Origin of the sequence: Listeria immobilis (assembly GCF_014322845.1) — a bacterium.
Lineage (GTDB): Bacteria > Bacillota > Bacilli > Lactobacillales > Listeriaceae > Listeria > Listeria immobilis.
This window is the reverse complement of record NZ_JAASUA010000002.1, coordinates 248,028-261,350: the sequence shown is the minus strand read 5'-3', so window position 1 is coordinate 261,350 and position 13,323 is coordinate 248,028. Positions and strand designations below refer to the sequence as shown.

General features: G+C 34.9%; 7 protein-coding genes and 1 pseudogene. 2 read left to right on the top strand and 6 right to left on the bottom strand.

Translation table 11 applies throughout. The features are described 5' to 3' along the window. Nucleotides 1–349: 349 nt before the first annotated feature. The 6 genes and pseudogenes from HCJ45_RS04130 to secA2 all read right to left on the bottom strand — a co-directional run bounded on the left by HCJ45_RS04130 (nt 350) and on the right by secA2 (nt 10,053). Complete coding sequence (locus tag HCJ45_RS04130; RefSeq protein WP_187124135.1) at nt 350–2,815, bottom strand: hypothetical protein; 2,466 nt, start codon at nt 2,813–2,815, stop codon at nt 350–352. Nucleotides 2,816–2,833: 18 nt separating this feature from the next. Further along, nucleotides 2,834–3,859 (bottom strand): WxLIP family cell surface protein, encoded by a 1,026-nt coding sequence (locus HCJ45_RS04125; protein WP_187124134.1) that lies wholly within the window; start codon nt 3,857–3,859, stop codon nt 2,834–2,836. Between the two features lie 80 nt (nt 3,860–3,939). After that, the gene (locus tag HCJ45_RS04120) at nt 3,940–4,656 is read right to left on the bottom strand and encodes a WxL domain-containing protein (RefSeq protein ID WP_187124133.1); all 717 of its coding nucleotides are present in this window, start codon (nt 4,654–4,656) and stop codon (nt 3,940–3,942) included. Nucleotides 4,657–4,952: 296 nt separating this feature from the next. Then, nucleotides 4,953–6,363, bottom strand: a pseudogene (locus HCJ45_RS04115) (IS3 family transposase). Nucleotides 6,364–6,446: 83 nt separating this feature from the next. Continuing rightward, entirely contained in the window at nt 6,447–7,610 is a 1,164-nt protein-coding gene (locus HCJ45_RS04110; RefSeq protein ID WP_187124132.1) for an AI-2E family transporter, read from the bottom strand. Between the two features lie 115 nt (nt 7,611–7,725). Next, nucleotides 7,726–10,053 carry an accessory Sec system translocase SecA2 gene (secA2, locus tag HCJ45_RS04105; RefSeq protein ID WP_187124131.1) on the bottom strand — a complete coding sequence of 776 codons (2,328 nt, stop codon included), beginning with the start codon at nt 10,051–10,053 and terminating at the stop codon, nt 7,726–7,728. 425 nt (nt 10,054–10,478) lie between these two features. Here secA2 and HCJ45_RS04100 point away from each other — a divergent pair, with 425 nt between their 5' ends. Next, nucleotides 10,479–12,020, top strand: a complete 1,542-nt coding sequence (locus HCJ45_RS04100; protein WP_187124130.1) for an invasion associated endopeptidase — start codon at nt 10,479–10,481, stop codon at nt 12,018–12,020. Between the two features lie 90 nt (nt 12,021–12,110). After that, nucleotides 12,111–13,295, top strand: coding sequence for a class I SAM-dependent rRNA methyltransferase (locus tag HCJ45_RS04095; protein WP_187124129.1), 1,185 nt, complete (start codon nt 12,111–12,113; stop codon nt 13,293–13,295). Nucleotides 13,296–13,323 lie beyond the last annotated feature (28 nt).

The following is a 13,323-nucleotide window of genomic DNA, read 5'->3' as shown; positions in this document are numbered from 1 at the left end:
ATAGCAATTAATTGCACTAGCTTGCTTAATAAACCGTTCTACATATTCATTAAAGTCCTTTTTTGCCAATAATTGGAAAGAATTTCGCGGTTTTGATATTTTTTTCAAGTAATAGAAAAATAACGCTTCTCTATTTTCCATATCGTGAGGTGCTTTTAAATAGTCATGGTAAATAAATTAAGCGCACTAGCTATTTAGATGTAACATCAGCTAACAATATAATACCCCCAAAAGTTAGATTTCCCGTCTACTCTTGGGGGTCATTTCAAAGAAGGTTTCTTTTATTTTTTAACTAGCGAAAGATTGTACCATTGAAAAGCTGGATAATAACATTAGCTTATTGTAACTTTTACGGAGCATCTGTTAAAGTCCATTCAATCGTTGTTTCATAAGCTTCATCAGCATAAGCTTCAGAGGTGTCCGCTTCTACCAGAATACCTTGATTTTCTTCCCAATCAACTGGAACAATTAATTCTTCTGCGCCATTTGATGTAAAAACGGTAACTGGTTCATTCGAAAGTGTCGTTTTCTCCCCATTTCCATCAACAAAAATAAGTCCGTTTGGTAAAGTATGGTCGCTATTCGTTGTTGAAGTTAATGGCGAATTAATTGCTGCTGTAACCCTAAACTTACTGCCACTTCCTCTAGAATCTTGTACTGACATGGCAAATGAATCGTTTCGTTTAGCGATATTTTTTTGATTTTGGAGTGAGATTGTTTCAAACGAAAAGGATGTTGGGATTTGATTGAATTTTAGTTCCCCAGTTACTTGGATAGTAATATCTTTTGTTAATGTCCCTATTTGAAGTGTGGCTGTGTATGCACCAGTATCTTTTTGCAGATTGGTCTCTTTTACTTCAATGTGGGATGTTAAGTTTTCACCAGTGTTTACATTAAAAGCCTGCGCTTCTGATTGGCTTAAGATTAGTTGCAATAACGCTTCATCGCTAAGACTATTAATTTCTTCTAATTTTACAACAAAATCTTTTGCTCTTAATGCTTTATCATCTTGTAAAACCGTTGCATCATCTTTTATAAACACGGGAACCGTAATATCTGTATAATTTCCCGCCTTATCTTCTAAACGTACTATCGCTGTTGTTGGACCAAATGTAGCTGTATCTGGTTGGCTTATAATCGTTTTAGAAATACCAGCACCTGATGTATTATCTGAATGATCATATATATTGGTTACAAGTTGTGAGACCTCAGGAAAAGTATCATTTATATTTAAAATCTGATTTACTGGTTCACCATTTGGTCGAGTCACATCTTCCACCGTAATTGTATCAAGCACAATATTTCTTTGGTCTTGTGTTATAGTTGCTTTTAACTCTGTATATGGCTTAATAAAACCATTTGGTATTGCTAGCTGGAAATTTCCAGTACTATCTGCTTGTCCAGTTAGTTTTTTCTCTACACCATCTTCATTATAAGAAACAGCTATATACGCATCTTTTGTTATATTTCCTGTTATTTTGTTATCTGCATCAGTTACAGGATTTATAGTACCTTCTAAATGCCCCATCGCTATCATCCGCGCGGCTTTTTGATCGAAATTTGTAGAAGTCATACCAGCATTTGTTGTTAAAATATTCGTTGTCGAGCCACTAAAAGTTAAGCTCCCTATTACATTTTCACCATTGGGTAAACTAAAATACTGTGCTGGCAAATCTTCTCTTACAACACTTCCTGCTGTATTCCAATAATTCACCATTTGCGCTTCAAAATCAAATGTGTTTTTATATGGCCAGTAAAGCATCGCACTATCTTGCGCGGTAGCCATTAAAAAGCTTCTTGGATTTCTTATATCTAGTTTAGCATCTGAATTTGTAAAATGAATAATATTATCTGTTCCACCCGTTTTTTTCAAAACAAATCGTGCATCTGGGTTTACAGTAATACTTCCAGATAACCAAAGAAGTGGATTGGTACCATCTGTTTTTGTCATAGTAACATCTGCACCAGCGTCAATATTAATTGCTCCTCCAGATGTATCTCGAAAAATATTGTTATCAGAGGTAATGTCTAATTTGGCATTTGCTTTTACGGTCATATCAATCGGTTTAGAACCACTTCGATAAAACATTCCTGTTCCATTGGAAATTATTTTTACATTCGCATTTTCTTCTACAGTAAATGTATTTATATCTGAAGTTCCTAAACCAAACCAGAAAACACTATTAGCATTAGGTGTATCATGGTCAATTAATAATTCTCCAGAAACATTAACACTCTTAGTTTCTGCTACTTCATTTGGGGATGCTGAACCAGAAACAACTTGAGCAATTTTCACGGAATTTTTCCCAGAGAAAAAAGTAGTTCCATTTAAATTATAAACAAGTTGCGGTCCTTGATAATCGATATTCTCATAATTTTGCACAACATCTTTTGCTGCTGACAAGACGGAGATAGTTCCATAATAGTTTTTCCCAAGAATTTTCATATCCTTAAGTGTCGTTTCTTTTGTACCACTATTAGAATCAATGGTGATAACTGAGCTTTGAAGTACAGAACTGCTCATTGTTTCTGTTAACGTATGGATTTCATTCGTTACTGGATCTTTCCCAGAAAGGGTTAACGATTTTTTAGAAACTGGTACTTTAATACCTGCTGAAAGTTCTACATCTGCCCCTAAATATATTGTGTCAATACCATTATCTTCTGAAATAGCTTTCTGCAGTTCATCAAAATTTGTTACGACTGCTTCATTCGCTGCTAAAGTTGTTTCGGCTTCTGCATTACTAGAAGTATTAAAACTTAAAAAAAGAGCTATGATGATTGTCCCTGCGAATACTATTTTCTTAAAAGACATTACTGATAGCTCCTTTCCTCATTTAATACTTTTTTTACGTTTCTTAACTATTAGCAAAATAATAATGAGCAAGATTAATCCTGCACATGCTGCGATTCCAACATACAGCCAAGTGTTCGTTTTTTCTATATTGACTGCTTTTTCATTTAAGGCATTTCCTTTTTCATCAATTGTGAATTTTTCATCCCAATTCCATGTGTTTTTTCCATCTGTTGCGGTCATTTTTAACCGATAATTACCCTCTTCTAATGGTTGGTTTTCCCAGTCAATATCGAAATCAAAACTAGAATTCGGCGCCATTGTCATCTGATCTTTTTTTGTTTGGTGGAGCACTTTTGTGGAATCCTGTTTATAAATTTTTGCATCCACACTTAAATCATTAATAATGACTGGCTGATTGTTTTGTAATCTAGCAACAATCGCTGTACGATAGTTAACTAATGTTGGTTTTATACTTGATAAATTTATATGTGGATCTACTTGTTTATCTGTTTCAGATAATTGCATGCCAACAATGTAGGAATATTCATTTTTAAGAGAGACACCCTTTGTTTTCTTCGCGTCTGTCGTTGCTTGCTTTTTAAATTGCACTGCTCCCAATATAACGCCATCCACTTCTTCTTTAGGCATTTCAATAGCTATTTGCACTATCTCTGTTCCATTAGCAGGAATCGTAAGCGTTTTTTGGTCGTCTGATATTTTTGCTATTTCAGGTAGCGGATATTTTAAACTACTATCTGCATTTGTTACATCATTCTTTGTATAATCGATTGTTCCAGTTCTATTAGTAGTTGCATAATTTACAGCTACATCTACATTAATTTCTTCATTTGAATTATTTTTCACTTCAATTTCTACTGTCTGTTTTTGTTCTGGTTTCATTTTCAAGTCAAAGTAAGTTTGCTTTTTGTCGATTTGATTTTCTGGTATTCTTGCTTGGACAGAATAGCCCACATCACCTTCTGCTGCGTTTACTTGTGAAATCGGAAAAATCCCAACTAATAAGGGGAGTATTAAGAATAAACTCAAAAATCTTTTTTTCAAATATATCTTCCTTTCTTTAGAAGTACATCATAAAAAATTAGCATCTAAGGTGGCAATGTTTTCCTTAGACGCTAACTCTTTTAAATTCCAGGTGCGTCTGATAAAGTCCAAGTAATCGTCGCTTCATGGCTGCCAATTGTTGCGCTACCACCAGGAATAACTAATTGCACATTATCATTCAAGCTATTAGCATCATTTGGAGTTGCTCCAAGCCATCGATTAATCCATGTTCCCATACCTTCCGTTTCTTTGGCAGAGAGTACATTGACGATGGAAGTGCCATCAGTAGGAATATCAATTTTTTGAACTGCGGTTGGTGAACTTGTTGTTGTGCTTGCTGTGGCAGCTTCTCCATTTTTAAAAGATAGTTTTGCACCAGCTAAAGAAAGCTTGTTTTCTCCATCTTTAAATGCACTTGCCTTTGCAGTAACACTCCATCCTTTTCCTGTTCCACGTCTATCACTCACTTGGATAAAAGGCTTTTTAGAAACGGATGAATAAGTTTGTTCGGTTGATGAAACTTCATGTGTGCCGAAATCAACAGATGATACATAATCCAATGTAAGTGAACCTGTATTTCCAGTTCCCGGATCTGTCGGATTTTCTGGATCTAATGGATCTAAAGGCTTAGTTGGATCTTCTGGACTTACTGGATCAACTACCCCTGTCCCCGCGTTAAATTTTATGGAAGCTTTTGAATCTCCTACAGACGTAACTGCCGCCAATGCAGATGGTGCCATAAGTGTAATGGAACTCAAGGAAATTACTCCTAGAATTATAGTCTTTTTAAAAATCATTTATTTCTCCTTTCATTCGGTGTTAACCTAATATTATTCTCAAACTAGACTCATTTCAATCTATTTTTGTTTCTTTTACACACTTATCACTCGTCTTTTTATGCTTTTTCCGGCAAATATATACTTAAAAAGTACCTTTATTACACATTCTCGCTATCAAAGAGGGAATTTGTGACGTTTTAATGAATTTTTGCTTTTGAGAAATTTATCCACAAAAAAACCTATTGATTTAAAAGTAATGTAGTGACCCCAAAAAGTTAGACTTTTTATAGAGTGGAAAAAATCCACTCTATTTTTTATACAAACATTTCCTTTTCCTTCCTAAATTCAATTGGACTTTTCCAACCTAATTTTTCTTTCATACGTGAATGATTATAATAATAAATATATTTTTCTATCGCTTGTTTTAACTCATTGTAACTTTTATATACTCTACCATGATAAAGTTCTTGCTTAAGGATACCGAAGAAATTCTCCATAGGAGAATTGTCTAAGCAGTTTCCTTTGCGGGACATGCTTTGATAAATTTGTTTTTCTTTTAATGTGTGACTATATGCTTTCATTTGATAAGCCCAACCTTGGTCTGAGTGAAAGGTACGACGAAAAGGACAGTCTTTTGTACGTTCAATAGCTTCTCCTAAAGCTTCCATAATTGTTTCCGCATTCGGCCTTTTTGATATACCATAAGAAATAATTTCACTATTGTACAAATCCATGAAAGGATCTAAGTAAAGTTTCTTAATCTGTAAAACATTAGAGGAATCTTTTTCATAATATTTGAACTCAGTTGTATCAGTTGTAATTTTCTGATGAACAACGCTGGTACAAAAGTGCCTATTAAGAAGGTTTTTGGCTATTCTTCCGATAGTTCCTCTGTACGAACTATACTTGCGTGATTTACGTGTAAATGAGCGAACTTGTAACGCCAGTTTTTGCATTAATCGTTGTACTTTTTTCTTATTTACAATACAACCACGTTTTCTAAGTTCTTGATGCATTCGACGATAGCCATAATCTTTATGTTGTTTTCGGATTTCTTTCATGATTTGTTCAATCTCTTCAGTTGGATTCTCACGACTGAATCTTTTCTGCCAATACATATAAGTTGATCTTGGAAACCTTAAGGTTTCCAGAATATCTTTTAATCTAAATTTTTCTCGGAGACTATGGATGATTCGCGCACAAGTTTCATTTTCTTGTGTCGTTCTTTCAAACGTAGCCTCCTCAATTCTTTTAAATAGGCATTCTCAATTTGAACCATACGTAATTGCTTTTCTAAATTCTTGATTCTTTCTATATCACTATTTTTCGTTTGTTCAATCTTTTCATCAATCTTTTTTTAGGCATTTTTAGAGGACGTCCTTTCGGTTTTGATAGTCCTTCCAAACCATTCTCATGGTAATTTCTAAGCCAATTGGCAATCATTGAAAAATTATTTATCTCCAATTGATTTGCAACTTCTTGAAAAGACATCTCTGTTGTTAAATACAACTCTATCGCATCTGTCTTAAATTGAACAGAGTAACTTTTGTTTTTTCGACTACGAAGTAGTCCCTCTTCACCAAATTCTTTATAACTATTAATCCATTTTCTTATTTGAGTGTTACTTTTAAAGCCATATTTTTTTGCAAGATAAAGGGTACCGCCCTTTCCAGCTAGATATTCATGCACTATTTTAAGCTTAAATTCAAAGCTATATTTTGCCATATAAAAAGACCTCCAAAAGTTAGATTTTTGGTCTAACTTTTGGGGGTCGGCTCATAATCATACTTCAATCAATAGGTTTTTCTTTATTCTTTTTCTGATGGAGCAACAAATTCACTTTCCGGTTGTTCACCATATAAACCTGAGACTCGTTTGAACCAAATGAAAACATGCGTTACGATAACTTTTAATACTGCGTAGCCTGGTACTGCAAAAATTACACCCATAACACCGAATAGATTTCCGGCAATTAAAATAACAAAAAGAATAGTAATTGGATGCACTTTTAATGTTTTACCCATGACTTGTGGCGAAATAAATTTACCTTCTAATAATTGAACGACACACCAGACTATAATTAATTTAACTAATAACCATGGAGATGTAACTATCGCAATAATAATAGCAGGTGTAATAGCAATTGCCGGTCCCAAATACGGAACAATACTAGTACAGGCAGCAATGATTGCTAATGTCAAAGCATATGGTAGACCGATGATTAAGTATCCAATAAATAATAAAATACCGATACATAAACTTACAATAATTTGTCCACGAATATAAGAACTGATTTGATGATTTGCTTCAACTAATACTTGACGAGTATGTGCACGACCATTGACTGGCAACATTTTCAGTAGAAAGTCTGGCAGCTTTTTGCCATCTTTAAGTAAGTAAAAGAGGACAAGAGGAGTAGTCACAATTGCTAGTACTACTTCTGTAACTGTTCCAACAATACTTCCGATACTTGAAATCGCTCCATTTAATACAGAGGTCCCTTTCTCAGAAATAGTTTTCATAATTTCACTCATATTGGTACTTAGTCTATCCTTTAATTGGTCGAACAAACTTGATTGACTGAATTCATTAAATTTCTGTGTGATTTGATCCCAGTATCCAGGGAAAGTTTTAAATAGGCTAACAATTTGATCCTTGACTGCTGGAATAACAAAACTAAATAGTAGAATGATTAAACCAATAATGACTAGGTATAATAAAGCTATGGCCCAACCGCGCTTCCATTTATTTTTCTCCAACCAATCAATTACTGGATTAAATAAGTAATAGGAAATTCCTGCTAATATAATTGGTGCAGCGACCGTTTTGAGAATGACCATCAATGGATCAAAAATAAAGGCTATTTTGGTTAAAACGTAAATATCAAGTGCTACTAAAAGAAAGATTAATAACCCTAATACAAACTTGTTATCAATAAAAAACTGTTTAAATTTTGTTAATGACCCCTTCACTTTTCCACCCTCTTTTGTGTATATTTATTTTCATTTGTTATTATTATATAGAATATTACCCTCGTTCTCACTTAATTACCCATTTATTTAGGAAAATCAGCCCCAAGTTGTAGCGTTAACCTTGAACTAGCCCTTCTGGATCTAATTCAAGCAGTGCATGAGCAAAGTAAAAATGATAATCTGCTTGGAATTTCTCAAATAATTGAGCGCCTTCTTTTTGATACATAACAAGTGGATCTTGTTGTCCATACGCCCGTAAATGAATCCCTTCACGAAGTTGCACCATTGCATCTAAATGCATTACCCACATTTGGTCCATTAAGTTTAAATAAACTTCTTTTTCAATAGCATTAATGGTTTCTAATGGGAATTTGTCTCGCTCTTTTTTATGCCAAGTGACAATTTTTTCCACCACTTCACTTGCTTCCATTAACGATACTTCATCAAAAGAAATCGGGAATTTTGTTCCACCGAGAAATTCTTTTTGTCGAGCGTAGTATTTGTCCATTTTCTCTGGATCTATTTCAGAATGAATAAAAGCATATTCCGCTACTTCACGAAGAATTTTTTCAGAAGATACGCCTAGTTTATTCCTTTCAAGCAATTGATCTCGCTCTTTGTATACCATTTTCCGTTGTAAATCGATTACTTCATCATAGGAAAGTAAATCTTTACGAATATCATAATTAGCGCCTTCAAGTCGTTTTTGCGCATTAACTACAACTGAGTGAATTTTATTGGAGTTTACTGGTTTACCATCACGTGGCGCTTTTCGTTTAAGTTTAGTAGATAATTTTTCCCAGTTTTTACTTTCAAATTGTTCTAGTAAATCGTCTTCTAATGAAATCATAAACTTACTAAAACCAGGATCTCCTCGTCGACCAGAACGTCCCATTAACTGCAAATCAATACGGCGACTTTCATGACGTTCTGTTCCAATCACGGCTAATCCGCCTAGTTTATGAACATCTGGGTCGAGTTTAATATCGGTTCCACGTCCAGCCATATTCGTCGCCAAGGTTACCATGCCACGTTTTCCTGCCTTGGCAATAATTTCCGCTTCTTGCGCATGGTTTTTGGCATTTAAAACTTGATGAGGAATTCCTGCTGCATCTAGCAATCCGCTAATCCACTCATTACTTTTTATAGAAGAAGTCCCAATTAATGTTGGCTGTCCTTTTTCATAACGCCATGAAACTTCATATACAATCGCGCGTCCTTTTTCTTTTTTTGTGTAGAAAATATCATCTGGAACATCTTCACGGTTAATTCGTAAATTAGTTGGGATTACAACAACATCCATATTATAGATTTGTCTAAATTCTTCTTCTTCGGTTTTAGCCGTACCTGTCATTCCAGAAATTTTCTTATACATCCGAAAATAATTTTGAATAGTAATTGTCGCCAGTGTTCGTGACTCTTCTTTCACTTCGACCTCTTCTTTTGCTTCAATTGCCTGGTGTAGTCCATCATTAAAACGGCGTCCTGGAAGCGCACGTCCTGTATGTGGGTCAATAATAAGTACTTCCCCATCAAGCACAACATAATCTTTATCTTTATGCATTAAAAAATGAGCTCGCATTAGTAGCATCGTAATACGTAGTTCTGATTGTGCTTCAGCTGAGTAAAGTGATTCTACTCCCCAAAATTTTTGTGCTTTTTCAATTCCAGCATCATTTAACCAAACAAAACGTTTATGTTCTTCTATTTCATAATCATCTTTCATCATTGTTTTCACAAGTTTATTGGCTGTTTGATAAAGTGTAAGATCTTCTTCTTTTCGATCTGAAATAAGCAACGGTGTACGAGCTTCATCAATAAGAATAGAATCTGCTTCATCGATTAATACAAAGTCAAGACCGCTTTGTACTTTATCTTCCATTTGGCGAACCATATTATCACGTAAATAGTCAAAGCCAAATTCAGAAGCTGTTCCATAAATGACATCTGCCGTATAAATTGCTCTCTTCTGTGCTTTATCCAACCCAGATTCGTTTAATGCAACTGAAACACCTAAATATTCTAGTACTTGACCAATTTCTTCTCGGTCACGTCTAGCCAAGTATTCATTAGCTGTCACAAGATGCACACGGTTACCACGCATTACTTCAATGAACATCACAAATAAAGACATCAATGTTTTACCTTCACCGGTTTTCATCTCGGCTACTTTGCCATCTCCAATAACAAGTGCACCAATTAGTTGCACGACTACTGCATCAAGGCCAATAATACGGCTAGCTGCTTCTCTTGCAAGTGCAAAAATATTAATTTTATCTCGATCTGTCATCGGTTTTGTTTTGAACTTTTCACGCCAAAAATTGGTTTGTTCACAAAGTTCATTTTGATCCATATTTTTATATAAGCCTTCTTTTTTCACAATTTGGCGAGCTATTTCACGATACTGTTTTACAATTTTTCGATCATCAAAATTCTGTTTCATTGAATAACATCCTCCATACCTTCTATTATAGAATACCATAAAGTCATCTGGCAATTCATTTCCAGTCTTTCTCCATCAAAAAGAGCTCTGATTTCATATTACAAATATATTAAATTTTTCTATTTACAAAAAGCAATAGGTTTCCCATAGCGAAAGTTGTTGATTGTTATCCAATCCATTCCTTTATCTCAAAGGACTCCCCAGCAGTACATCCCAAGTCTTAGGAATACACGTTCGTTTTTATTATTATTACAAGTTTATTACAATCATCTGGTATAGTCCGTTTTCTATATTCGACCTATTATCTCATTGTTTGTTTTTTAAGTTAAAACTGGGTAAACTTAGTATTAATCACTATAAAATCAATTCTCAATTACTTATTTATGTATGGGATTTTCTGAAAAAAAGAGAGGAGTTTTATGAATATGAAAAAAGCAACTATCGCGGCTACAGCTGGGATTGCGGTTACAGCATTTGCTGCACCAACTATCGCATCCGCAAGCACTGTAGTAGTTGAAGCTGGAGATACTCTTTGGGGTATTGCTCAAGATAAGGGGACAACTGTTGACGCACTAAAAAAAGCGAACAATTTAACATCTGATAAAATCGTACCTGGTCAAAAATTACAAGTAACTGAGGTAAAAAGCGAAAAAGCAGAGAAATCTGTTAGCGCAACTTGGTTAAATGTACGTTCTGGCGCTGGCGTGGATAACAGCATTGTCACTTCTTTAAAAGGTGGCACTAAAGTAACTGTTGAGTCTAACGAAGCAAATGGCTGGAACAAAATTTCTTATGGTGAAGGAAAAACTGGTTACGTAAATGGTAAATACTTAGGTACTGCTGTAACAAGTGCTCCTGCTGCTACAGAAGAAGTGAAGCAAGCAACAACACAAGCTGCTCCTGCTGCTGCGGAAGCTAAAACAGAAGCTAAACAAACTACTCAAGCAACTGCTGCACCAAAAGCGGCAGAAACTAAAACAGCAACACCAGCTCCTGCTGTAAATACAAATGCTTCAACACACACTGTTAAAAGTGGCGATACAATTTGGGCATTATCCGTTAAATACGGCGCTTCTGTTCAAAAACTAATGTCATGGAATAATTTATCTTCTTCTTCTATTTACGTTGGTCAAAATATCGCGGTAAAACAAAGTGCAGCTAAAGCGTCTGCTCCAAAAGTAGAAACTAAATCATCTACTCCTGTAGCCGAAAAACAAACAACAACTCCTGTAGCGAAAGAAAATACAACTACAGTGAAAAAAGAAACAACACAAACAACAACTAAAGCACCGGTACAAGCTGCAAAACCAGCTCCGGCACCTGCACCTACAGTTAATACAAACGCTTCTTCTTACACAGTAAAAAGTGGTGATACGTTAAGCAAAATTGCTACTACATTTGGAACAACTGTTTCTAAAATTAAAGCACTTAATGGCTTAACTAATGATAATTTACAAGTTGGCGATGTTTTAAAAGTTAAAGGTACTGTACCAGCTACTACTACCAATAATGTAACTGCTCCAACAACTAATACAAGTACTAATACAAGTACATCTAACACAAGCACTCCTTCAAAAAATACAAGCTCTAATCAAAGTACAAGCAGCAGTGCTAGTGCTAGTTCACTAATTGCTGAAGCTCAAAAACACCTTGGTAAAGCTTATTCATGGGGTGGTAATGGTCCAACTACATTTGACTGCTCTGGCTTTACTTCTTATGTATTTGCTAAATCTGGTATCACACTACCAAGAACTTCTGGCGCTCAATATGCTAGCACAACAAAAATTTCTGAATCTCAAGCAAAACCTGGTGATTTAGTATTCTTTGATTATGGTAGCGGAATTGCTCACGTTGGTATTTATGTTGGTAATGGTCAAATGATTAATGCACAAGACAATGGCGTTAAATACGATAATATTCACGGCTCTGGATGGGGTCAATATTTAGTTGGCTTCGGTCGTGTATAATTAATAAATAATTGAATGAAACCTGTGGAGCAGGAATTTCGCTCCACAGGTTTTTTGTTGGCATTTTATCCTGATGAAAGACGGTGCTTTATGAAAAACTCCATAAAAATAAAAATTTTTCCCAAATTCACCAAAGGCTATAAAGAAGGCTACCCTTTAATTCTTAAAGAGCGTATGGAAAAATGGCCTAAAGAAATAGAAGAAGGCGATGAATTAGAATTAATAGATACATCTGGTAAATTTGTAGCACGAGGTTATCATGGTAAACAAAACAAAGGTGACGGCTGGCTTTTTACTTGGGACAAAAAAGAACAGCTTGATGAAACTTTTTTAACTAATTTAATTACAACCGCAAGAGACAAAAGACAGTTCTTATTCGCTGATGATTCTACAACCGCATTTCGGATTTTTAATGGAGAAGGTGATGGTTTTGGTGGTTTTACAGCAGATTATTATGATGGCTTTCTTGTAATCCAGTGGTATAGTATTGGGGTTTATTCTTTTCAAAAAATGATTTTAGACATCTTTATGTCCCTACCAGAAATTAAAGGTATCTATGAGAAAAGACGGTTTCAAGAAGATACTAAAGATGATTTTGTCGCCGGTCAAAAAGCTAATTTCCCTCTAATTATTAAAGAAAACGGAATTAATTATGCCACTTATTTGGATGATGGGTGGATGACTGGTATTTTTCTTGATCAGCGTGATGTAAGAAGACGTATTAGTGAAGATTACGCTATCTCTAAAAATGTTTTAAATACATTTTCTTATACTGGCGCGTTTTCTGTTGCAGCTTTATTTGGTGGCGCTAGTAAAACTACTAGTGTAGACGTGGCCGGACGTTCTCTTAGCAAAACAAAAGAACAGCTTGAAGTAAATGGACTGGATCCAGCAACTCAGAATATTATTGTGGAAGATGTATTTCATTATTTTAAATATGCCTTACGTAAACAACTTACTTTTGATTTAGTTATTGTTGATCCACCTAGTTTTGCTCGAACAAAAAAAGTCACATTCCGAGCTGCCAAAGATTATCCTAATTTACTTCGGGAAATTATAGATATAACCGCTACTGGTGGAACAATAATTGCTTCTACAAACTATGCTGGCTTTGGAATGAAAGCTTTTAAGAAAATGATTGCGACAGCTTTTGAATCAACGGAGCGAACTTATAAAATTACAGAAAGCCACTCCCTCCCTGCTGATTTTACGATAGATAAAAACTTTCCTGAAGGGAACTATTTAAAAGTGCTATTTTTGACTTTGGATAGATAAATATTGACCAAATTTAAAACACCATTGT

Bases quoted from the DNA above. Each gene is read 5' to 3' on its own strand.
- HCJ45_RS04130 (WP_187124135.1), bottom strand. From the start codon at position 2,815: ATGTCTTTTAAGAAAATAGTATTCGCAGGGACAATCATCATAGCTCTT.
- HCJ45_RS04100 (WP_187124130.1), top strand. From the start codon at position 10,479: ATGAAAAAAGCAACTATCGCGGCTACAGCTGGGATTGCGGTTACAGCA.
- HCJ45_RS04095 (WP_187124129.1), top strand. From the start codon at position 12,111: ATGAAAAACTCCATAAAAATAAAAATTTTTCCCAAATTCACCAAAGGC.
- HCJ45_RS04120 (WP_187124133.1), bottom strand. From the start codon at position 4,656: ATGATTTTTAAAAAGACTATAATTCTAGGAGTAATTTCCTTGAGTTCC.
- secA2 (WP_187124131.1), bottom strand. From the start codon at position 10,053: ATGAAACAGAATTTTGATGATCGAAAAATTGTAAAACAGTATCGTGAA.